The sequence below is a fragment of the Skermanella stibiiresistens SB22 genome (assembly GCF_000576635.1).
Taxonomy (GTDB): Bacteria; Pseudomonadota; Alphaproteobacteria; order Azospirillales; family Azospirillaceae; genus Skermanella; species Skermanella stibiiresistens.
Genome location: NZ_AVFL01000002.1, coordinates 255674 through 278364, shown reverse-complemented (window position 1 = coordinate 278364; position 22691 = coordinate 255674). Strand labels below are relative to the sequence as shown.

The following is a 22691-nucleotide window of genomic DNA, read 5'->3' as shown; positions in this document are numbered from 1 at the left end:
CCGAAGGAGCGGCACGGGATCAGGAGGAACGGCATGTGGTGGAAACGGTGGAGGCCCGCGGCGATGGTCAAGGCGCTTGTCATCCTGGCTGCCGTGACCGCGGCGGCCCCGGTGGCAGCCCAAGTGCCCGACGATGTCCTGGTGGTCGGGCAGATCGCTGAACCGAAATCCCTCGATCCTCACGCGGTCACCGCCACCAACGACTTCCGCATCCTGATGAACCTTTACGACGGTCTTGTCAGGTTCAAGCCCGGCACGCTGGAGGTCGAGCCCGCGCTCGCCACGTCGTGGGACGTGGCGGAGGACGGCAAGACCTACACCTTCCACCTGCGCGACAGGGTCAAGTTCCACGATGACACGCCGTTCGACGCCAGCGCGGTCAAGTACAACTTCGACCGCATGCTCGATGACAAGCATCCGCGCCATGACACCGGCCCATTCCCACTCTCGTTCTTCTTCAGCGCGGTCGAGCGGACCGAGGTGGTCGATGCCCAGACGGTGCGCTTCCACCTGAAGGAGCCCTACGCTCCCCTGCTGTCCAATCTGGCCTATCCAACCGGCCTGATGGTGTCTCCCACCGCCATCGAAGCCCATGGCAAGGACTTCGGCCGCCATCCCACCGGGACCGGAGCGTTCAAGTTCGCCGAATGGCAAAGCAACACCAAGGTGGTGCTCGAGCGCAACGCGGAATACTGGAACGGTGCCCCCAAGCTCCAGGCCGTGATCTTCCGCCCGCTGACCGACGCCAACACCCGGCTGACCGAGCTGCTGGCGGGTGGCCTCGACCTGATGGTCGAGGTGCCGCCCGACGCCGTCGACCTGCTCCAGAAGGCGGGTGGCTTCACGCTGTACGAACAAGCCGGGCCCCACCTGTGGTTCCTGATCCTCAACACCCGGGAGGGTCCGTTCAAGGACCCGCGCGTTAGACAGGCGATCAATTACGCGATCGACAAGCGGGCGCTGGTCGACCAAGTGCTCCAGGGCACCGCCACCGTCGCCGACAGCATCGTGCCGGCCGCCTTCGAATGGGCGCATGACGAAACGATCGAACCCTACCCCCACAATCCCGAGCGTGCCCGGCAACTACTGCGCGAGGCGGGCGCCGAGAATGTGGAACTGAATTTCCTGGTCGCCGAGGGAGGTTCCGGCATGCTGGCGCCCATCCCGATGGCGACCGCGATCCAGGCGGATCTCGCCAAGATCGGGATCAAGGTCAACATCCAAACCTACGAGTGGAACACCTATCTGGGACTGGTAAACCAGGGTTTGGCGGGCAAGGCCGACATGGCCGAGATGGCCTGGATGACCAACGATCCGGACACCCTGCCCTTCCTGACTCTCCGTACCGAGGCGCTGCCCGAGAATGGCGGTTTCAACTCCGGCTACTATTCCAACCCGGAGGTCGACCGCCTGCTACTGGCCGCCCGCCAGTCGACCAGCCGTGATGAGCGCGCCGAACTCTACAAGCGGGTGCAAAGGATCGTCCGCGAGGACGCCCCCTGGGCCGTCGTCGCCAATTGGAAGCAGAACGCGGTCACGACCGAGCGGGTCAAGGGATTCGAGTTGCAACCCTCGTTCCTGCTGAACCTCGCCGCCGTGACCAAGGCCGGCGAATAGGCTCGCGCGATGTTGTCCTACACGCTCCGCCGCCTCGCGATGATCGTCCCAGTCCTGTTCGGCATCTCGGTCATCGTGTTCCTGATCATGGCGCTGATTCCGGGCGACCCCGCCCTCGCCATCCTGGGAAGCTTCGCGACACCGGACAACGTCGCCAAGCTGCGGCAGGATCTCGGGCTCGACCGCTCGCTGGTCGAGCAATACGTCGTCTGGCTGGGTAATCTGGCGCATGGCGACTTCGGCCGCTCCTACAGCCTCAACCGCCCGGTGATCGACGAGGTTCGGGAGCGGCTCGGCCCCACCCTGCTGCTGGCTGGCGCGTCGCTGCTGCTCTGCACCGTCCTCGGCTTGGCGGCCGGCGTCGTCTCGGCGATCCGGCAATATGGCTGGCAAGACAAGATCCTGACCTTGCTGGTGCTGATCGGCCTTTCGACGCCGTCGTTCTGGCTCGGCCTGATCCTGGTGCTGGTCTTCTCGGTTCAGCTCAAGTGGTTTCCGGTGAGCGGCATGTACGCGATCTATGGCGGCGGCGACACGCTCGACCTGCTCTGGCACTTGGCGCTTCCCGCCATCACCCTCGCGGTCGTGGCGACCGGTGTGATCGCGCGGCTGACCCGCTCGACCATGCTGGAGGTGCTGCGGCAGGATTTCGTTCGCACCGCCCGCGCCAAGGGGTTGGACGAGCGAACGGTGATCCGCAAGCATGCGCTCCGCAACGCGCTCGTCAACATCGTGCCGATCATCGGCATACAGACCGGCTTCGTCCTGGGAGGCGCCGTCTACATCGAAACCGTGTTCCAATGGCCGGGCATCGGCAGGATGCTGGTCACCGCCATCTCGACCCGAGACATCCTACTGGTCCAGGGCGGCGTGCTGGTCGTCGCGGCCTGCTACGTCCTGATCAACCTGGCGGCCGATCTCGTCCAGCACATGCTCGACCCCAGGATTGGCACATGAGCGCGACCACGTCGGCCTCCGCCGCGCGACCGGGCTGGTGGCCCCGCTTGCGGCGCAATCATTTGGCGGTGGTTGGGCTGATCATCCTGGCGGCCATCGCGCTGATTGCCCTGGCCGCCCCCATCCTGCCCCTGCCCGATCCCAACGCGACCGACCTGCCGGCGCGGCTGGCTCCCCTCCTCAGCCCCGGACATCCACTGGGAGCCGACCAGCTCGGTCGGGACATGCTGTCGCGCATCATCTGGGGCACCAGGGTCAGCTTGGCGGTAGGCGTGGTGGCGGCGTTGGCGGCGGCGCTGATCGGCTCCCTAATCGGCATCGTCGCGGGCTTCTATGGCCGCTGGGTCGACACCGCGCTGATGCGCGCCATCGACATGCTGATGGCTTTCCCTTACCTGCTGCTGGCGCTGGCCATCGTCGCGGCGCTCGGGCCGGGGCTGCTCAACGCGCTGTTCGCGATCTCCATCGTCAACATCCCGTTCTTCGCCCGCTCTGTTCGCGGCGTCACGCTGGGCTTGGTCAGGCGCGACTATGTAGACGCCGCCCGACTGACCGGTCAGGGCGACTTCGCGATCCTGACCGGCGAGATCCTGCCCAATCTGCTTCCGGTCATCGTCATCACACTCTCGACCACTTTGGGCTGGATGATCCTGGAGACGGCCGGCCTCAGCTTCCTCGGCCTTGGAGCCCAGCCGCCGCAAGCCGATCTCGGGTCGATGCTGGGAGAGGCCCGCGCCCTCGTCCTGGTGGCACCCCACGTCGCCCTGATCCCCGGCTTGGTCATCTTGCTGCTGGTGATCGGCATCAATCTCGTCGGCGACGGCATCCGGGACATGCTGGACCCGCGTCTGGGATCGGGCGGTCTCGCCCGGCCGGGCGCCGCCACCGCCGTGGCGTTCGACGCCGGCTCCCCGACGCCCGAGCCACCACCCGCCGCCGCGGCACTCGGCGTGCGCAACCTCGCGACCCACTTCCTGCTCGGCGGAGAGCGCCACAAGGCGGCCGACAACGTCGGCTTGGATCTGCATGCGGGCGAGTGCCTCGGCATCGTCGGGGAGTCCGGCTCCGGCAAGTCGGTCACGGCGCTGTCGATCCTCCGGCTGGTGCCGACGCCTCCCGGTAGGATCGTTGGGGGCGCCATCCACCACCACGGCCAGGATCTCCTGGGACTGAAGCCGGCCGACCTGCGGGACCTGCGCGGCAACCGCATCGCCTACATCTTCCAGGACCCGCTTGGCACACTCAACCCGTTGCTGACGGTGGGCGAGCAGATCGCCGAAACCATTCGGCGCCACCAGGGCAAGTCCCGGTCCGAGGCCATGGCGCTGGCGGTTGACCTGATGGAGCGGGTCCGCATCCCGGATGCCGCAAACCGGGTCTCGGCCTATCCGCACGAATTGTCCGGAGGGCAGCGTCAGCGGATCGGCATCGCCATGGCACTCGCCAACGACCCCGACATCATCATCGCGGACGAGCCGACGACGGCGCTCGACGTCACGATCCAGGCGGAGATCCTGGACCTGCTACGTGACCTCCGGCGGGAGCGCGGTACCGCCCTACTGTTCATCACGCATGACTTCGGCGTGGTGGCCGACCTGTGCGACCGAGTCATGGTTATGTACGCCGGCCGCGTGGTGGAGACCGGGCCGGTGCGGGATGTGTTGCGCGATCCGCGCCACCCCTACACGCGCCGCCTGCTCGACTGCGTGCCCGTGCTGGGCCAGCCGAAGCGGGCGCTCAACGCCATCCCTGGACTGCCGCCCGCCGTCAACCGCCTTCCCCAGGGCTGTCACTTCGCCGACCGCTGCGACCGGGTGATCGAGCGGTGCCGGACCTCCGACGTGGCGCTCGATCCAATCGGTCCCTACCGGACCGTCCGCTGCATCAGAGCTCGCGAGCCATGACCACACCTCTCCTGGAAGCGCGCAATCTGCGCAAGGTCTTTGGCGGCGGTTGGTCGCGGAAACCCATCATCAACGCCGTCGATGGAGTCAACCTGACCGTCGATCCGGGAGAGACCTTCGGCATCGTCGGCGAGTCCGGCTCGGGCAAATCGACGCTGGCGCGGCTTCTGATCGGGTTGGAGAAGCCGACCTCGGGGACGGTTCTGATCGATGGCGTCGAGGTCGGGCGGCGCCGTTCGAAGGATCTGCACCGCAAGATGCAGTTCGTCTTCCAGGATCCCAGTGGCGCCCTCAACCCGCGGAAGACGATCGCCCAGATCCTCGAGGCGCCCCTCATCCACCTGCTCGGCATGACGAAGGCGGATCGGCGCCGCCGGGTCGAGCAATTGATGGATCAGGTCAACCTGCGCACCGAGTTCCTGGACCGCCATCCCCATGAGTTCTCCGGCGGTCAGGCCCAGCGCATCGGCATCGCCCGCGCCCTGGCGGCGGATCCCCGACTGATCATCCTGGACGAGCCGGTGTCAGCCCTGGACGTTTCGATCCAGGCGCAGATCCTGGCCCTGCTCAACCGCCTGAAGGCGGAATTGGGGCTGGCCTACATCTTCATCAGCCACGATCTCGCCGTTGTCGAAGCCCTATGCGACACCGTCGCCGTCATGAACCGCGGTCGCGTCGTCGAGCAGGCTCCCCGCGCCGTCCTGTTCGGATCTCCCCAGCACGACTACACCCGAACCCTGCTGGCGAGCGTCCCGAGCCTGCGGGATTTCTGAAAGTTTTATTGAAAGCCTGCCCAGCCAAGCTTAATCTCACGATTTGGTGGTAGGATCTCGGTTTCCGGAGTGTGGGTAATGTCGGATGTGACATCGAGGCTTGGTTTCGTGGCATCCAAGGGGCTTGCCGATGTCGAGCCCCGCGCCAACTGGCCAATGCCCGCGCCAAGCTCGGCGGAGACTCCCGTCCCAACGCGCTTCGTGCCGAAAGGCCCACTGGCCGAATTGAACGACGAAGACGCGATCGCCTTCGCGATCCAGTGTTTCGATGACGCCTTCAAGCCCAACTTCGAAGGGTTGCGGATCCTATCCGATGCTTTGAAATACGGAACGAACAGGCGTCCCGGCGGCTAAGTCGCATCCGCGACGACACTTTTCATCCCATATATCACCATAACTGCGGTCGGAACCGTGCTCGTGCATCGGATACGAGCCGCGATGCCGCGCGCCGACCGAGTTCGTCATGCCCGTCCCAGAAGCCCAGGACATTCTTCTGTCGGAAATCACGCAAGCCTACCGCCATGCTTCCGCGCCGGCTGGCACCTACACGGAGAATACGAAACGCATCAATGAACTGCGGGCCATTTCCGCACCCATGATATCGGAATGGTCCGGACACTTCTCACATTACATCCGTTCGCTGAGAGCTGGCACCGAATGCGAAGGCGCGGAGTTGGCGCTCCGGGGGTGTGTGGCCGCCGGTAGCGCATCAGGCATCATGGGTGTTCTTGCCATGATAAGGACATTGGATCAGGTATCCGCTTCGGAACAGGACAGGCTAAGGTCAACCATGGCGGCGTTTGGTTTGGCTCGCCTCCTTGTGCGGGTCAATACCAGTTGGGTCGAACTGAATGCCGCCGACAATACTCAAGCAAAGGAAATTTTAGCCTTTTTGAATACGAGGCAATTGACGTTTCGTGAGAAGAGCTACAGAGCGGACAAACTTGAAGCTGAAATCCTACATCAGAAAGTAATGCGGGATCGTCCAGACGTCCCGGATAGCCTGACCAATCGAAGCGTCAACTTCGCCACATTCAGCGGACGCCTAGTGGAGGCGGTCGATATGGAACCCGTCGAAGCCTTACGCCACCTGCATCCCACGACGCTCGAGGCGTGGCGCTCGCTCGCCGCGTCACGCGCTTGGGCGATCGCCAATCTGGCCATGGTTCCGGACCTCCTGAAACGGAGGGAGCAAGGTCTCTCAATGTTTCCAGCAACCTCAGCGTCACAACACTGAAGTCGCCGGGTTGCGCGATCCCGCAGCCATCATTCCAGCCGGGCCGGCGAGACCAGACCGAAGCGGTTTATCTTCCGATGCAGGGTGGAGCGGCTTATGTGCAGTTCCTCGGCGGCGCGGGTGACGCACCACTGGTGACGGCGCAGGACCGACAGCAGCACGCCGGCCTCCCCCGAGGGCAAGGGCTCCGGTGGTGCCGCCGACAAGGCGGGGCGGGTCACCTCCGCTGGCAGGTCGTCCAGCCGGATCACTCCGCCCTCCGACAGAGCGGCGGCGACACGCATGACGTTTTGCAGCTGCCGGATGTTCCCCGGCCAGCGGCAGGCGAGCAACGCCGACAAAGCCGGCCCGTCGATCCGCGCAGGTACCGCCAAGGTCCTGATCAAATCGGCCTTGTCCGACCGATCACGCAGCGGCGGCAGGGTTACCGCCAAGCCGTTCAGGCGATAATAAAGGTCCTCCCGGAACCGCCCGGCCGCGACCAGCCGTTCCAAGTCCTGGTGGGTGGCGCAGATGACGCTGAGATCGACCGCGATCGGCCGGTCATGCCCGAGCGGCAGGATCTCCCGTTCCGCCAGCACCCGCAGCAGACGGGTCTGCGCCCCCAACGGCATGTCGCCGATCTCGTCCAGGAACAGCGTCCCGCCATCGGCCAACTGCACCTTGCCGCGCACGCCGCCGCGCCGGGCGCCCGTGAAGGCACCGTCGGCATAGCCGAACAACTCGCTCTCGATCAGGCTTTCCGGAATGGCGGCGCAGTTGATCCCGACGAAAGGCCGGGATGCCCGGGCGCTGCCGCGATGGATCGCATGGGCCACCGCCTCCTTGCCGGTACCGGTCTCCCCCAGGATCATGATGCCGATACCCTTGTCGAGCACCCGGCGAATCCGCTGGACATGGCTGGCCATGGCGGGATCGCCGCCGGCCAATTCATCCAAACCGAGCGGACCCGTCGTGGCTCCGGAAGGCGCCACCGCGTGCGGACGTGGCCGCTCGGCCGGAGTGGCGCGGAGCGGTCGCCCAGTCGGCTGACGCAGGGTCGCGAACCACGTCGTCCCCGTCGCCAGACAGCGGAGCGGCTGCGGCGTTCCCGTCCGCTGCCTTCCGATCAGCGCGTCCATCGTCAAACCAAACAGCTCGTAGAGGCTCCTGCCCAGCAGCGGTCCGGCGTCGCCGGTCAGACCGGTGCGGAGCGCCGTCTGGTTTGCCCCCAGGATCGTCCCGCCGGCATCGACAGCCAGCAGCCCGTCGATCACCACATCCGCCAATTCCCGGCTGGCGCTCAAACCGATCACCCAGTGCCGCCGCGACCGAGCCAGGAAATAGCCGTCCTCCATCAGACGGGCGGAGCGTTTGACCAGTTCGAGCGCCAGCATCTGGCTGCGCCGATCCGCCGGCGCCGACATGTTGGAGACGTCCAGCACCCCCAGCATCTGGCCTGCGGGATCAAAGATCGGCGCCACGGTGCAAGTCAGCCCCGTGTGAAGGGATCGGAAATGCTCTCCCCGGTGGACCGTCATCGGCTCGCCCGTGGCGATGCAGGTTCCGACGCCATTGGTGCCTTCCTGCGCCTCCGACCAGACGGAACCGAGATAGAGGCCCGCCTGCTTCAACTGCTGTTCGAAGCTGGCGTGCCCCAGGTAATCGACCGCGATGCCGTTGGCGTCGGTCAGCATGACGACATAGTCGGATCCGGCCACCTGCCCATGCAAGCGGCGGAGCTCAGCGGTCGCTATGCCGATGAACTCCTCCATCGGCTCGCGGAAGCCGCCCAGCTCCGTTCGGGTCAGGACCACGGGGCGCCCGGGCCGGGCGGGGTCGAGCTGATGGTTGTTGAGGCAGCGCGCCCAGGATCGCCTGATCAGATCGGGCGGCTGGGTGTCCCGGTCGGCCGCCGCCCCGGTTACGCTGGCGAAAATGAGATCGACGTGCTCCCGCTCTGGCGCATGGAGACGGACCATTGCATTCCTCCCAACATGCCGGCGTTCCATCGCCGTTATCGCGCGAGTGTAGCACCGGTCCGCTCCCGACGGAATCGCCCTACGCGGTCAAGCCATGGACATAAAGTCGGACATCAGCCGGTTGAATTCCCCGGCCTTCTCCATGTGGACCATGTGTCCGGCACCGTCGAGCACATGCCGCCGCTCCGCAGGCACCGTCCGCGCGTGGGCGGCGGGGATGATCCGGTCGGCGGCACCCCAGACCGCCTGGACCGGCGCGCCCACCCCCTCCAGCCGATCGACGAGCACATGCGACTGCCTGCCATCCGCGAAGCTGGCGTCGGCGATCGCCCGCAGCGCCGAGGCGACACCGTCCAGCCGCTTGTACTTCAACAACTCCTCGACCATGTCCCGGCTGACCAGCGAGGCGTCGGCGAACAGCGTCTCCAGCACGGACTTCATCTCCTTACGCCGGTCGGCGGCGATGAAGCCTTCGATGTAGTCGATGTTGATGTCATGGCCGAGCCCGGCCGAGCAGACCAGCGTGACGGAGGCGACCCGCGCCGGTTCCTCCGCCGCCAGATGCAACGCAACCGCCCCGCCCATGGAATGACCGCCGAGATGCGCCCGCTGGATGCCCAGGGCGTTGAGGAAGTCGCGCACCGCCCTGGCCAGTTCGGGCACGCCACCCACGACTCCATGCTTCGCCGATCCGCCATGACCTGGGAGATCCAGCGCGTAGACCGGGCGATCCTCGGCCAGCATGGGCTGGTTGAACTGCCAATTGTTGAGGTCGCCGCCGAAGCCGTGGATCAGCACCAGCGGTGCCACCCCCTCCTCGCCCTTGCCATCGCCCATCACGAGATAGCGGAGCCGTTGCCCACCGGCGTCGACGAACCGCGGCTCCGGCCCCGCCGCCTCGGCCGACGCGGCGGCCTCGACCGAGAACTCCTCCTGGAACCGCGCCACGAAGGCGTCGATCTCGGTGTCCGGAACGCTGGCGTCGGCCACGACACCGAGCAGCGCTCCGACCGGGACGGTCTCGCCAGCGGCCACGACGCGGCGGCGCAGGGTACCGGCCGCCGGTGACTCATAGACGTTGGTGATCTTGGTCGTCTCGATCTCCAGGATCTCGTCACCTTCCCGGAGTGTGGCGCCCTCCTCGACCAGCCACGCGGTGACGGCACCCTCGGTCATCGCCAGACCCCATTTGGGCATGGCCAGAGCCTTGATCTCACTAGTCATCCGAAATTCCTCGAAAAGATCCCTCAGGCCATGACCCGCCGGACAGCGTCCGCGATCTTGTCCGGCGTCGGGATGTAGGCGTCCTCCAGCTCGGGCGCGAAGGGCACCGGCGTGTGCGGAGGGGTCACCATTAGGATGGGAGCCTTCAACGCCTTGAAGGCGCTCTGCGCCACCAGCGCCGAGATGTCGGCCGCCATGCCGCATCGGGGGCTGGCCTCGTCGACCACCACCAAGCGCCCGGTATCCTCGACCGCCTCGATGATGGTATCCTCGTCCAGCGGCGAGGTCGTGCGCGGATCGACCACCGTGCAGGTGATGCCCTCCTTCTCCAGCATATCGGCCGCCTTGTTGGCGAAACCGACCATCCGGCCCAACGCCACGATGGTGACGTGGTCACCCTCGCGCGTCAGGTTGGCCTCGCCGAACGGGATCGTGTAGGGCTCGTCGGGCACCTCCTCGATCTCGTCGTACAGGACCTTGTGCTCCAGGAAGATCACCGGGTCGTTGTCACGGATCGACTGGATCAGCAGTCCCTTGGCCTCGTAGGCCGACGACGGCACCACGACCTTCAGGCCCGGGATGTGGGTGAAGATCGGATACAGGCACTGGCTGTGCTGACTGGCCGCCCGGAACCCGGCGCCGTACATGGTCCGGATCACGACGGGAGTGACCGCCTTGCCGCCGAACATGTAGCGGAATTTGGCCGCCTGGTTGAAGATCTGGTCGAAGCAGACGCCCAGGAAATCGACGAACATCAGCTCCGCCACCGGCCGCAGCCCCGTCGCGGCGGCTCCGACGGCGGCGCCGATGAACGCGCTCTCCGTGATCGGCGTGTCCAGCACGCGGTCGCGTCCGAATTCCGGCATCAGCCCTTTGGTGACGCCCAGCACGCCGCCCCAGGCGTCGTCCTCGCCGGGAGCGCCCATGCCGCCGACATTGTCCTCGCCCATCACGATGACGGTCGGGTCGCGGCGCATTTCCTGTGCCAGCGCCTCGTTGATGGCTTGACGGTAAGACTTTTTCGACATGACCCGGCCCTCCTCAATACGAGACGTAGACATCGGTCAGCAGCCGCTCCGGCGAGGGAGCCGGCGCCGACTTCGACAGGCTGACGGATTGGTCGATCAGCGATCTCACCTCGCTTTCGATGCCATCGAGCTGGGCCGGTTCCAGCAGTCCAGCCGCAGTCACGCGCTGGCGGAAGAACTTCAGCGGATCACGCTCGCGACGCGCCGTCTCGACTTCGCCGGGCGCGCGATAGCTCATGGCGTCGCCTTCGAAATGGCCGAAGTAGCGGGTCAGCTTGACGTGCAGCAGGCTGGGGCCGCCACCGTCCCGGGCGCGTTCGATCACCTCGCCGGCGGCTTGGTGGATCGCGAAGAAGTCGTTGCCGTCAAGCTCGTGGGCGGTCATGCCGAAGGCGGCCGCCCGTTTGGCCTGGGTGCCGGCGACCGACCAGGCGCTGGCGGTGGCCTCGGCGTAGCCGTTGTCCTCGACCACGAAGATCACCGGCAGGTTCCAAACCTTGGCGAGGTTGAAGCTCTCCAGGGTGGTGCCCTGGTTGGACGCGCCGTCCCCGACGAAGGCCACGGCGACGCCGCCGGTCTTCAGGGTCTTGGCGGTCAGCGCCGCGCCGCAGATCAGCGGCGGGCCCCCGCCAACGATGCCATTGGCGCCCATCATGCCGCGCGACAGGTCGGCGATGTGCATCGACCCGCCCTTGCCACCGCACAGCCCGTCGCCCCTACCGAAGATCTCCTTCATCATGCCGACGACATCGCAGCCCTTGGCGATGCAGTGGCCGTGGCCGCGATGGGTGCTGGCGATGTTGTCGCGATCGTCCAGGTGCGAACACACCCCCACGGCGGAGGCTTCCTCGCCGGCATAGAGGTGCACGAAGCCGGGAATGCCGCCCTCGGAGAACTCGGTGTGAACACGCTCCTCGAACTCGCGGATCGTGCACATGGTGCGATAGCTTTGGAGTAGCTCTTCGCGATTGAGCTGCATGCTTGCTCCTCCCTCGGATGCGGACCCTTGTTGATCGGGTCCGTACCGGGAGAGGGAGCAACCGTCATGCCATCAGGTCAAACCGTTGACCTGGAAGAGAAATCCGTCCGCGTCCGGACGGGGGTGACACGGCCCATGCTACAGGTGCGCGACACCTGTAGCATATGGCTTGGGTCGGAGACGGGTCGAAACGGGATCAGGCGTCGTTCTTCTTGGCCCATTGCCGGGAGAATTCCAGCATCGCGGCCCTATGCTCCTCCAGGAAGCGCATCTGCAACGACACCAGATCGACCGGCGAACGCACCTTGGCGAACTCGCCCAGGAACTTGGTGTTGATCTCGACGGATTGGCGCAGATAGGAGTTGACGCCACCGAGGGTCGGAACCACGCCGGTGGCACCCGAAGTGGCCGCCTTCATGGCGATCTGGAAGTTGTGAGCGGCCTCACCGGCCATCGCCTCGGCCTCGTGCACGACCTGCTCGGCGAGGCTCGCCAACTTTTCGATGCCGCCATCCACCTCGAGTTCGGCGGCCAGCGACTCAGACTCGTCCGCCACGGCCTCGATGACTTCGGGCGGCGCCGCTTCGAGGACCTTCGCCGCAGGCTTCGGCGCCGTCTCGACTGGTGCTGGCGCCTCGGCGGCCTTGGGTTCGGCGGCCTGGGCTTCGGCGGCGACGGGAACAGGCCGCGTGGTCATTCCCTGATCTTCCGTCTTGGCGGTTTCCACCGATTTGACCCGCGCACGAGCGGCCGGTTTCTTCATGGGATTGACGGTTTTGTTCGCGGATTGGGCAGGCTGTCCGCCGGTCCGCCGTGTCGGGTTCTTGGTGGCAACCATTGCTCGATCCGCTCCAGCAGAATTGTATCGCGCCCATGGTGCGTCATCTTTTGCTGCTGTGCAACATCGATGCGTGCGGAAAAAACTGACAGATCGCCGCAAGGGCGTATCGCCGACGGTTCAACCAAGGCTGGATATCCGATCATCATTCCCGATGCCGGCTTCCGCCACCCTCCCCGGTGGCGGAAGCCGGTGTCATGGTGTCAGACGGCGCGACGCCCGGCGACGGCGTTATAGATCCAGAGCACGACGATGGCACCGATGACGGCGACGATCAGGCTCCAGATGTTGAACCCCGTCACCCCCGTTCCCCCAACCGCGTTGAACAGGAAGCCGCCGACGAAGGCGCCGACGATGCCCAGCACCAGATTGGTGACGAGCCCCGAGCCGCTGCCCTTCATGATCTTGCTGGCGATCCATCCTGCAATAAGTCCAAGAATGATCCACGCGATGATCGACATGATTTCCCCCATTGTTTTAACTGAACGATCAACAAACACGGAGACGATCCGTTCAGTCCGGTCATCCGCCATTTGAATTGAATTACAAAAGCCGCAAGCGCCGCCCGTCTCATATCGCGGCGTCCGACGGCATCAGGTCCGTGATCCATCCCGGAACGATGCGGGTGAGTTCGCGCGCCGTGGCGCCGGCCTCGCCCTGGTCGAGCGCGTCGGCCCGGTCGAGGAACGCCTCCAGGGCGGCGGTGATCCTTCCGTCATCGTCGTCGGGCACGGCGTAGCGCGTCGGATCGTCTCCGAACGGATCGGGAAACGACAGCGGTCCCAGCACGACGCGCGGCGCGTGGAAGACGAAGCGGGCGTTCTCCCCGGCCATCCGGGTGCCACCGGCCGCGAAGATGGCGGTGCAGGCGGAGGCGCAGGTGTTGTATCCGGCCACGATGGTCCCGACCGAGCCATGCTCCAGCACCGCGTCGCGCACGCTGTCGGCCGCTCCCGCGTAGCCGCCGGGACTATCCAGCACCAGCCGGACCGGCTCGCCGCGATGGGAGTCGATGAAGGCGACGATCTCGCGCCCCGCCCTGTGGGTCAGCCCACCCGACACGAACAGATCGCCGCCCCTCGCTCCCACGGCGGCATCCCGCACGCCTCCGACCGCGTCGGCCACGTGATCCGCCAAGGCGACGCCAAGCCCGACGAGCAGGACGACACCAAGCCGCATCACGGAGCCCGCGGTGATCAGGCGTGTTTTCATATGGACCAATCCTTGAATTCCGCCATCACACCCGGCAATGGATAACCAGCCTCAGCAAGGGAGACCAGACCATGAAATACGCTTTGGGAGATGTCCGGGTTCAGACCGAGGGTGACGATTGGTGGATCGCCCCCAACGCGGTCGTCATCGGCAACGTGACGATGAGGCGCAACGCCAGTGTCTGGTGGAACGCCGTCATCCGCGGCGACAACGAACCCATCGAGATCGGTGAGAACTCCAACATCCAGGACGGTTGCGTGCTGCACACCGATCCGGGATTTCCCATGATGATCGGCTCCGAGGTGACGGTCGGTCACATGGTGATGCTCCACGGCTGCTCCGTCGGCGACGGAACGCTGGTCGGGATTGGAAGTATCGTCCTCAACGGGGCGAAGATCGGGAAGAACTGCCTGATCGGCGCCAATAGCCTGATCACCGAGGGCAAGGAGATCCCCGATAATTCGATGGTGGTGGGCTCGCCGGGCAAAGTGATTCGGCAACTGACCGACGATCAGATCACGGAGATGCGGAAGGGAGCCGACCGTTACGTGCGCAATTGGCAGAGATTCAAGCAACATTTGGTCGCCGATAACTGAGAACCTTCATCCGGCACACATCGAACGAGGCGGCCACGCCGCACCTTCGGGGTTCTTCGTCAAAGCTCGTTTGCACCCGCTCGAAATGTGATAAGCCACACCGCTGTGTGGAAAAACCGCTTGGTACCCTAACAATGGCGCCCATGGCGGGGCGCCATGGCCGGGTGCCGGTGGAGCGTTCACCAGCGGACTGACACTTCGAACACTCGAGCACGATAAACAGAGCCATGGGAGGACACGGAATGTGGCCCCAAATTTATGATCCATTCGGAAGCATGATGTTTTCGACCCTGGTCGCGGCGATCCCGATCGTCGTGCTGCTGGGGGCGATCGGCATCTTCCACATGAAGGCCCACTACGCCGCCGGCCTGGGGCTGGTCGCCTCGCTGGCGGTCGCGACCATCGGGTTCGGCATGCCGGTCGGCATGGCGAGCATGTCGGCGGTCTATGGCGCCGCCTATGGGATGATGCCGATCGGCTGGATCATCCTGAACGTCATCTTTCTCTATCAGCTGACCAACGAGAAGGGTGAGTTCACCGTCCTCCAGGACAGCATCGCGTCGATCACGCGCGACCGCCGCCTTCAGATCCTGCTGATCGCCTTCTGCTTCGGCGCCTTCTTCGAGGGTGCGGCCGGCTTCGGCACGCCCGTCGCCGTCACCGGTGCCATGCTGATCGGGTTGGGCTTCTCGCCTCTGGCGGCGTCGGGCCTGTCGCTGATCGCCAACACGGCTCCGGTCGCCTATGGCGCGCTGGGAACCCCGGTCATCGCCCTGTCCGCCGTCACCGGCCTCGACCTGATGCAGCTCAGCGGCATGATCGGCCGCCAGCTGCCGTTCTTCTCCGTCATCGTGCCGTTCTGGCTAATCTGGGCCTTCGTCGGCTTCCGCGGAATGCTTCAGATTTGGCCGGCCCTGCTGGTCGCCGGCGTCTCCTTCGCGTTGCCGCAATTCCTGGTCTCGAACTTCCATGGTCCGTGGCTGGTCGACGTCGTCGCGGCGATCGTCTCCATGGCGGCCTTGACCCTGTTCCTCAAGGGTTGGAAGCCGCGCGAGCTGTGGCTGTCGACCACGCGCGACAACTCGATGCACCGCGCGAAGGCGGTCGGCGCCCAGGTCGTCCACGACAGCGAATACGAACGCCGCGCCTCGAGCTACACCCGCGGCCAGATCATCAAGGCGTGGGTTCCCTGGATCATCCTCAGCGTCTTCGTCTTCCTGTGGGGCGTTCCCCAGATCAAGGCGCTGCTGGACGGCATCTGGATCGCCAAGATCCCGGTCGAGGGCCTGCACAACCTGGTCCAGAAGGTTCCGCCGGTCGTGGCGGCTCCCCTGGCCGAGCCGGCGGTCTACAGCTTCAACATCATGTCGGCCACCGGCACCGGCATTTTCCTGGCCTCGATCGTCAGCGGCTTCGTGCTCGGCTACTCGCCGGTGGCATTGGTCAAGATGTACTTCAAGACCTTCTACCTGATCCGCTTCTCGCTGCTGACCATCGCCGGCATGTTGGCGCTGGGCTACGTGACGAAGTACTCGGGCACCGACGCGACGCTGGGCCTGGCGTTCGCCCAGACCGGCTGGCTCTATCCCCTGTTCGGCACCATGCTGGGCTGGTTGGGCGTGGCGCTGACCGGCTCCGACACGGCATCCAACGTGCTGTTCGGCGGCCTGCAGAAGATCACCTCGGAACAGCTGGGTCTCAACCCCGTGCTGATGGCAGCGGCCAACAGCTCCGGCGGCGTGATGGGCAAGATGATCGACGCCCAGAGCATCGTCGTGGCCTCCACCGCCACGCGGTGGTACGGCCACGAGGGCGACATCCTGCGCTACGTGTTCTTCCATAGCCTCGCCCTGGCCGTGCTGGTCGGATTGCTGATCATGGCTCAGGCCTATGTTTGGCCGTTCACCGCGCTGGTCTACTGATCCGACGATCCGAAAATGAGGAGACGCCGCCCCCCTTGAGGGTCTGGCGGCGTCCACCTCTTCCGTCGATGGCCTGAGTCGGCGTATGATGCCGTCCCAGAGGAGAGACTGGTGATGGATCACCGCGACGCCCTGGGTCCCCTGATCGAGCTGATCGGCGTCTTCGCCGCCTCGGCCGCCAGTCCCCTGACGGCGGCGGCCATCCTCATCCTGGCCCTTCTCCTCAGCCGTTATTCCCTGTTCATGGCGCTCGCCGCCGCCGTCGGCCTATCCGATGGAGCCTTTGGCGAGATCGCCGGCGTCACCACCGTCGGCTTGGTGTCCGCCACCCTCGTGGGCGCCGCCGCCACCCTGTTGCAGGCCTGGTGCGTCTGGCCGGTCGTCTCGGTCATGAAATTCGTCAGCGGCGCGATCACGCGACGGTTGAACCGTCACTAATCCCCGGCGAGTTCCGCTTCGTCGTACCCCCCGCAAACGAATAATTCATATTTTATATTGTTTTTATCATATGCCGGGGCCGAGACCGTGCCCCGGCTCGATATCGATTCAAAAGGGGCGCGCCATGCCGGTCGCCGAGTCCGTCAGAGTCATTTGCGTCGATGACCAGGAAAGCATGCTGCGCCTCCACCGATACGCGTTCGCGCAGCTCGGCATCAAGATGGTGACCGAATGCACGTCCGCCGCGGCGGCGCTGGAAGCCGTCAGATCGTCCGATTTCCACCTGATGACGCTGGACTGGAACATGCCGGGCACCGATGGGCTGACCCTGTTCAAGATGCTGCGCGGCAATCCCAAGACCGCCAAGCTGCCGATCGTCATGGTCACGGGCAACGCCGAGGAGCACTCGGTCAAGACCGCCATCGCCGCCGGGGTCCGGCTTTTCCTGAAGAAGCCGGTCGCGGTCAAGGATCTCAAGATCCGCGTCGAGGCCGCCATCGGCAAGCTGACCTGATGCCACGGCCAAGCCGCGCGAGCCAGCCCACGTGAAAGGAACGGCGATGAAACCGACCTTGTCCATGCCGATCATCGGCAAGGTGCTCCTGATCCTCGCCGTCCTGGCGGTGGCCGTCTTCTCCGGTATCCATCGGATCAGCGCGATCCAGGACGAGGTCCAGGCGGAACTGACCAGCCTGATCGAGCGTGACGCCGCCGGCATCGTCTGGATGGCGCGGGCGCGGGCGACCGCCCTCAACGCGGGCCGGCTGACTTTCGAACTGATGGGGGAACCGAGCGGGTTCCGGGCGCGCCAGACGGGTGGCAAGGTCAAGGAGGAGGTCATGGCCTTCATCGCCCACATGACCGAGGCGGAACGCGACCTGCCCGGATCGGCTCGGGAGCTGAAGGTGGTCCGGGACAGTTTCGACCGGATGAACCAGCGGATCGACGCTCTGGTCACCACGAGGTTCGCCCAATCGGACGGCCCTCCTGGCGAGGCGCTGCGAGACATGGGACGCGCGGTGTCCGCCTCCGTCGGCGAGTTCGATGGCTTGATGACCAAGCTGATCCTCGATACCCAGGAGCGGGCGCGCGCCCAGGCCCGCGCCACCGGCGAACGCGCCCAAACCGAAAGCGACATGGTCATCATGCTGGTTGTCGCGGCGCTGGGTGGCGTCTTCGCCTTCGCCTTCGCCCTGCTGCGCCTGACGGTGATCAATCCGCTGCATCGCCTGATCGACACCGCCAAGGAATACCTTGGAGGATCGCTGGAACGCGAGGTGTCGGGCCTCCGCCGGCGCGACGAGATCGGCGACGTGGCGCGCGTCGTCCAGCTTTTGAGGGACACCCTGCTGGGCTCGGAGGAACTGGCCCGCAAGACCCAGTCCGCCGCCGAGCAGGTCGCCGCCGCCACCAGCCAAGCCGCGGCCGCCGTCGAGCAGGTATCCGGCGGGGCGCAGCGCCAGATGCAGTCGGTCGAGGCGATCACCGGCTCGGTGTCGCGCACCACCGCGATCATCGGCACCATCGCCTCGGTCAGCCTGTCGGCCAAGGACCGCTCGCGCGCCGCCGCGACGCAGCTTCGCACCGGCCTGACCCAGATGACCGCCATGACAGCGGCGGTGCGGGAGATCGCCGTGACCAGCGCCCGCATCAACAGCATCACCCAGAGCATCGGCGAACTCGCCACCCGCTCCAACATCCTGTCGCTCAACGCCGCGATCGAGGCGGCGCGGGCCGGCGACCATGGCCGGGGCTTCTCCGTGGTGGCGGAGGAGGTCGGCAATCTGGCGCAGCAGACCGCCAACCTGGCGCAGGAGATCGCCCTGCTGGCCGCCGACAGTGGCGAGCGCATCCAGAACGGCGTCAGCATCGCGACCGATGTCGGCGGCGTGATGAACAACGTGGCGGCGGCCATCAACGAGACCGACAGCCTGTCCGAGGACATCGCCCAGTCCATGGAGGAACAAGGTGCCGTCCTGCTTCAGATCGAGTCGAGCCTGCAACGCCTAACCGAAATCTCCAACGCCAACGCGACCGCCAGCGAGGAGATCGCCGCGACCATGGTGGAGTTGACCCGGCTGGCCGACAGCACTCGGCAACAGGCCGAGTCGGTGCGCAGGAACTCCGCTGGCGCCCACGCCAATGCCGCCGCTTGAGGGGATCCACCCGATGGAAGATGTGGCGCCAGCGGTGGCGCGGCCGGGCGTGCTGATCGTCGACGATTCGTCGATGATGCGCAGCCTTCTGTCGCGGCTGGTCGAGGGCGATCGCGATGGGGCCGGACAGGGCCGTTGGACGCTCCTCGGCGCGGCGCCGGACGGCCGCACCGCGATCGATCTGGCCCGGGAGTTGCGGCCGGACATCTGCCTGCTCGACGTCGAGATGCCGGTGCTCGGTGGCCTGGAGGCGTTGCCGGCGATCCGCGCCGTGTCGAATGCCGTCGTGGTCGTCGTCTCGTCGATCGCGGCTCCCGGATCGGCTGGCCGCGCCGCCTGCCTGATGGCGGGAGCCTCGGCCGTGGTCGCCAAGCCGTCCGGCGCGGTCAGCGCCGATCTGGTTGAAACCAGCGGGCGCGCGATCCTGTCGGCGATGCGCGCCGCGCTGGCGCCTCCGGAGGCGACCTGATGGGGGAGGTTTCGACGCTCGCGCTGGAGACCTGCCGCCTGATCGGGGCCAATCCCGCTGGTCCCATCGGCGCCCGCCTGATCGAGGCCTGCGCCGCCCTGCCGCCCCAGCGGATCCACGCCAGCGGAGCGGACCGTGAGGCGCTGCTCGCCACACTGATCGACGGCGCCACCAACCGCGAGACCTATTTCTTCCGCGACCGCCGGCAATTGGCGCTGATGGGGTCGCTGCTGCGCTCCGGCGCGCCGCCCGGCTCCCGGCTCGACATCTGGTCCGCCGGCTGCGCCACCGGGGAGGAGGCCTATTCCCTCGCCATGGTGCTGCGGGACCTGGGATTGGCGGGAACCGTCACCGGCACCGACGTGTCGCGGGGCGCGTTGGCGACCGCGCGGACCGCCCTCTACCGTACCGGGCAGATGTCACCCTGCCGCGATGTCACCGCGCCGGATGAAATCCACCTGCCCTTGACCGCCGATGGCCGCCGGACCGTCGCCGATCCGATCCGCGGCATGGTCCGCCTCATCGAGCACAACATCCTATCGGTCCCGCCGCGGACCGGCGAATTCCACGCGGTGGTCTGCCGCAACGTGCTGATCTACATGGACGCGGCGGCCCGGACCACGGCGCTGCGCAGGCTGGCATCGGCGGTCAGGCCGGGCGGCCTGCTTCTGCTCGGGCCGGGTGACGTGGCGCCGCCCATCGATCCCGAAGCGCACGGTTTTCGCGCGCTGTTCCGCGATGGCGCCGGCCTGTTCGTCGAGGGAGCCCGCCATGTCGGCTGATCCTCCCCGCGACACGCCGGTCGCCGTCCTGGCTTTCGAACGGCGCGGCCAGTTCTTCTGCTGCCCCACCGCGGCCGTGCTGGAGATCCTGGAGGAGCCGGAACTGAGCGATCCCGGCTACGCCAGTCCCATGGTCGCGGCGGTGCTGCTGCATGCCGGCCGCTTCGTCACCACCGTCGATCCCGCCAGCATCTTCGGCCATCCCGGCGAAAGGCGAGGTGACGCCCTGCTGCTCCAGGGCGGGAAGGGTATCGTGGCGGTGCTGGTCGACAAGGTCATCGGCTTCCGGACCCCGTCCGCGCTGTCGCCGGCGCCTTGGATTCCCCAAGGCCGGATCTGCCGGTCGGCGGCGATGATCGAGGGTATCGGGCGCGCCTTCGTGCTGGCCGAAGAAGGGCTCGGCGACATTCCGGCGGTGGCGCCACCCGTAGCTCCCAGGCGTGATGACGACGAGGCCGGGACCGTCGCCAGCGACGTCGGCGCAACGACGCATCTGGTGTTCACCATCGCCGGCCGGACCTTCGCCGCGAGCTATGGTGACGTCGTCCGCATCTTGTACCGGCAACGCCTGTTCCGGGTGCCTGGCGCGGTGCCGCCCATCCACCACGCGGTCGAGGTGATCGGAGCCATCGTGCCGGTGCTGGATCTGGCGGAACCAACCGCGACGCCGGAAGTGGCCGACTTCGTCGTGCTGTCGTCCTCGGCCGGATCCCTGGCGCTCAGGGTCGATACGATCGAGCGGCCCCTGCCGCTGGTCAGGGACGTGACGGAACCAGGCTGGTTCCCCGCATTCGGCATCGACGGCATCGCGCGCGCGGCCATTCTTGAATCCGCCGCGGGCTCCCCCCGCGTCTATTCCGTGATCACGGGCGAAGCCTTGCTGCGCGACCTCTGCCATGCGGCGACACCGGGCGGTTTCCCATGACGGCGCTCCGTGTTCTGATCGTCGACGACAGCGCGTTCATGCGGGCCTCGCTGCGCCACATCATCGGACACACCCCCGGCTTCACCGTCATCGGCGAAGCCGCCGACGGTGTCCGCGGGGTCGAGGCCATCCGCGCCCTGCGGCCGGATATCGTGACGCTGGACATCGACATGCCGGAACTGGACGGCATCGGCGTGCTCAAGCGGATCAACCCCATCGCGGGGGGCGCTCCCGTCGTCATCATGGTCAGCGCCTTCACCACCCAGGGTGCCACGCTGACCCTGACGGCCCTGAGCCACGGCGCCCTCGATTTCGTGCCGAAGGCGTCGGAGCACTTCAAGACCGATCTGGCCCAGGTGGGCGAGTTGCTGCGCGACAAGCTGGCGGTGGCGGCCGCCATCCTGACGGGCCGCGACCAACCGCCATGCCGGCCTTCGGCGGTGGCTCCAACGTCATCCCCGCCCTTCGCGCCGCCGCTTCCACTACCGCTTCCATCCCCGCTTCCACCTCCGCTCGGCACGCCACGACCGCCGCCAAGACCGACGGCCGCGCTCGGCCATACTCCCTCCTGGTCCCGTACCGCGCCCGACGTGGTGGTGATCGCCTGTTCCACGGGTGGCCCTCAGACGCTGCCCCAGGTACTCGAGGGCGTTTGTCCCTACCCCGTCCCGATCGTCATCGCCCAGCATATCCCGCCGGTGTTCAGCCGCAGCCTCGCCGAGTCGCTGGCGTCGACGCTCGGTGTCGCCGTGATGGAGGCGGAGGACGGCATGCGGCTATCGCCCAACACTGTCTATCTGCTGCCCGGCGGCCGCAATGGCGAGCTGTCGCGATTGCGAGCCGGCGTCTTCGCGATCCGTCTGCACGACGAGGGCCGCGCCCTGTACCGCCCCAACGCCGACATCCTATTCCGCTCCGCCGCCCTGTCGGCCCGAAATCCGGTCGGGGTGATCCTGACCGGCATGGGAACGGACGGAACCGAAGGTGCCCGCGCGCTGACGCGACGCGGCTGCCCCGTCCTGGTCCAGGACCCCGCCACGGCGGTGATCTGGGGCATGCCGCGCTCGGTGATCGATGCCGGGCTCGCGACTGAAGTCCATGACCCCGCTGGTCTTGGTCATGCCCTAACCGCGCTGGGGAGGAAGGCTTGATGGGCGCCACCGATCCCGACGATCCGACGGAGGAGTTCTGGTCCCTGTTCAGCGCCGAACTGGACGAGTACCTGACCACGATCGAAGCGATCCTGGCCGCCAGTCCGGTCGATCCGGCGCGCGTCGGTGAACTGTTCCGCGCTTTCCACTCCGTCAAGGGCGGTTCGGCGGCGCTGGCGCTTCGCTGCGTCGAGACGGTCGCCCACGCGGCGGAGGATGTCCTCCATCTCGTCCGCTCCGGCGGCAAGGCGTTGGACACCGACCTCGTCAGCGCCCTGCTGGAGGCTTTGGACGAGATGCGGCGGCTGCGCGGCACCGCCATGGCGACCCGAACCGACCAGCCGGTCAACGCCGCCGTGGTCGCCCGTCTCAAGAGCCATCTCGGCCCGTCATCCACGCCCCCCACCACCACCGCTCCGAAGCCGCCCCCGCCATCATCGGCAACCGGTGGCGATCCCCCGGCCCATCGGCGCTGCCCCTCGGTCACGATGATCTGGAGGCCCTGCGGGACGCCGTTCTAGG

23 protein-coding genes are annotated in these 22691 nt (G+C 66.5%); 16 read left to right on the top strand and 7 right to left on the bottom strand.

The genetic code is table 11. The annotated features are described in order from the left end of the window. Window positions 1-63 precede the first annotated feature (63 nt). The 6 genes from N825_RS03905 (at window position 64) to N825_RS03880 (ending at window position 6488) form a co-directional block, all read left to right on the top strand. The gene (locus N825_RS03905; protein WP_157618964.1) at window positions 64-1617 is read left to right on the top strand and encodes an ABC transporter substrate-binding protein; all 1554 of its coding nucleotides are present in this window, start codon (window positions 64-66) and stop codon (window positions 1615-1617) included. Window positions 1618-1626: 9 nt separating this feature from the next. After that, complete coding sequence (locus tag N825_RS03900) at window positions 1627-2574, top strand: ABC transporter permease (RefSeq protein ID WP_037447169.1); 948 nt, start codon at window positions 1627-1629, stop codon at window positions 2572-2574. Beyond that, the gene (locus N825_RS03895; RefSeq protein WP_051511508.1) at window positions 2571-4478 is read left to right on the top strand and encodes a dipeptide/oligopeptide/nickel ABC transporter permease/ATP-binding protein; all 1908 of its coding nucleotides are present in this window, start codon (window positions 2571-2573) and stop codon (window positions 4476-4478) included. Before N825_RS03900 ends, N825_RS03895 begins: the two co-directional genes overlap by 4 nt. Further along, on the top strand, window positions 4475-5251 hold the full coding sequence (locus tag N825_RS03890; protein ID WP_037447167.1) for an ATP-binding cassette domain-containing protein: 777 nt from the start codon (window positions 4475-4477) through the stop codon (window positions 5249-5251). Before N825_RS03895 ends, N825_RS03890 begins: the two co-directional genes overlap by 4 nt. A gap of 78 nt (window positions 5252-5329) precedes the next feature. Beyond that, window positions 5330-5605, top strand: coding sequence for a hypothetical protein (locus N825_RS03885; RefSeq protein WP_037447164.1), 276 nt, complete (start codon window positions 5330-5332; stop codon window positions 5603-5605). A 109-nt stretch (window positions 5606-5714) separates the two neighbouring features. Next, window positions 5715-6488, top strand: a complete 774-nt coding sequence (locus N825_RS03880) for a hypothetical protein (RefSeq protein WP_037447161.1) — start codon at window positions 5715-5717, stop codon at window positions 6486-6488. Window positions 6489-6517: 29 nt separating this feature from the next. On the opposite strand, the gene N825_RS03875 is transcribed toward N825_RS03880, so the two are convergent. The 7 genes from N825_RS03875 to N825_RS36170 form a co-directional block, all read right to left on the bottom strand. Next, on the bottom strand, window positions 6518-8449 hold the full coding sequence (locus N825_RS03875; protein WP_037447158.1) for a sigma-54-dependent Fis family transcriptional regulator: 1932 nt from the start codon (window positions 8447-8449) through the stop codon (window positions 6518-6520). 87 nt (window positions 8450-8536) lie between these two features. Next, a complete protein-coding gene (locus N825_RS03870) occupies window positions 8537-9673 on the bottom strand; it encodes an acetoin dehydrogenase dihydrolipoyllysine-residue acetyltransferase subunit (protein ID WP_037447155.1) in 1137 nt (378 codons plus the stop codon). Window positions 9674-9696: 23 nt separating this feature from the next. After that, the gene (locus N825_RS03865) at window positions 9697-10701 is read right to left on the bottom strand and encodes an alpha-ketoacid dehydrogenase subunit beta (protein WP_037447153.1); all 1005 of its coding nucleotides are present in this window, start codon (window positions 10699-10701) and stop codon (window positions 9697-9699) included. A gap of 13 nt (window positions 10702-10714) precedes the next feature. Next, window positions 10715-11680, bottom strand: coding sequence for a thiamine pyrophosphate-dependent dehydrogenase E1 component subunit alpha (locus N825_RS03860; protein WP_037447151.1), 966 nt, complete (start codon window positions 11678-11680; stop codon window positions 10715-10717). Window positions 11681-11876: 196 nt separating this feature from the next. Beyond that, window positions 11877-12377, bottom strand: a complete 501-nt coding sequence (locus tag N825_RS03855; protein WP_157618963.1) for a hypothetical protein — start codon at window positions 12375-12377, stop codon at window positions 11877-11879. Between the two features lie 344 nt (window positions 12378-12721). Further along, on the bottom strand, window positions 12722-12979 hold the full coding sequence (locus tag N825_RS03850) for a GlsB/YeaQ/YmgE family stress response membrane protein (protein WP_037447788.1): 258 nt from the start codon (window positions 12977-12979) through the stop codon (window positions 12722-12724). A 109-nt stretch (window positions 12980-13088) separates the two neighbouring features. Next, on the bottom strand, window positions 13089-13730 hold the full coding sequence (locus N825_RS36170) for an ATP-dependent Clp protease proteolytic subunit (RefSeq protein ID WP_051511507.1): 642 nt from the start codon (window positions 13728-13730) through the stop codon (window positions 13089-13091). 71 nt (window positions 13731-13801) lie between these two features. Here N825_RS36170 and N825_RS03840 point away from each other — a divergent pair, with 71 nt between their 5' ends. From N825_RS03840 to N825_RS03795, 10 genes are all read left to right on the top strand, one after another. After that, the gene (locus tag N825_RS03840) at window positions 13802-14326 is read left to right on the top strand and encodes a gamma carbonic anhydrase family protein (protein ID WP_037447145.1); all 525 of its coding nucleotides are present in this window, start codon (window positions 13802-13804) and stop codon (window positions 14324-14326) included. Window positions 14327-14553: 227 nt separating this feature from the next. Then, window positions 14554-16248: a lactate permease LctP family transporter gene (locus N825_RS03835; RefSeq protein WP_084164289.1), complete on the top strand. Its 1695-nt coding sequence runs from the start codon at window positions 14554-14556 to the stop codon at window positions 16246-16248. A 111-nt stretch (window positions 16249-16359) separates the two neighbouring features. Continuing rightward, on the top strand, window positions 16360-16686 hold the full coding sequence (locus N825_RS03830; RefSeq protein WP_157618962.1) for a hypothetical protein: 327 nt from the start codon (window positions 16360-16362) through the stop codon (window positions 16684-16686). Between the two features lie 70 nt (window positions 16687-16756). Continuing rightward, on the top strand, window positions 16757-17200 hold the full coding sequence (locus tag N825_RS03825; protein ID WP_084164287.1) for a response regulator: 444 nt from the start codon (window positions 16757-16759) through the stop codon (window positions 17198-17200). A gap of 46 nt (window positions 17201-17246) precedes the next feature. Next, on the top strand, window positions 17247-18842 hold the full coding sequence (locus N825_RS03820; RefSeq protein ID WP_157618961.1) for a methyl-accepting chemotaxis protein: 1596 nt from the start codon (window positions 17247-17249) through the stop codon (window positions 18840-18842). Between the two features lie 13 nt (window positions 18843-18855). Then, entirely contained in the window at window positions 18856-19311 is a 456-nt protein-coding gene (locus tag N825_RS03815) for a response regulator (RefSeq protein WP_051511506.1), read from the top strand. Then, on the top strand, window positions 19311-20093 hold the full coding sequence (locus tag N825_RS03810; protein ID WP_051511505.1) for a CheR family methyltransferase: 783 nt from the start codon (window positions 19311-19313) through the stop codon (window positions 20091-20093). The genes N825_RS03815 and N825_RS03810 overlap by 1 nt, the downstream gene beginning before the upstream one ends. Then, window positions 20083-21018, top strand: a complete 936-nt coding sequence (locus tag N825_RS03805; RefSeq protein WP_037447132.1) for a chemotaxis protein CheW — start codon at window positions 20083-20085, stop codon at window positions 21016-21018. The genes N825_RS03810 and N825_RS03805 overlap by 11 nt, the downstream gene beginning before the upstream one ends. Then, entirely contained in the window at window positions 21015-22169 is a 1155-nt protein-coding gene (cheB, locus tag N825_RS03800; RefSeq protein WP_051511504.1) for a chemotaxis-specific protein-glutamate methyltransferase CheB, read from the top strand. The genes N825_RS03805 and cheB overlap by 4 nt, the downstream gene beginning before the upstream one ends. After that, window positions 22169-22690: an Hpt domain-containing protein gene (locus N825_RS03795; RefSeq protein WP_037447130.1), complete on the top strand. Its 522-nt coding sequence runs from the start codon at window positions 22169-22171 to the stop codon at window positions 22688-22690. Before cheB ends, N825_RS03795 begins: the two co-directional genes overlap by 1 nt. The last annotated feature ends 1 nt before the right edge of the window (window position 22691 follow it).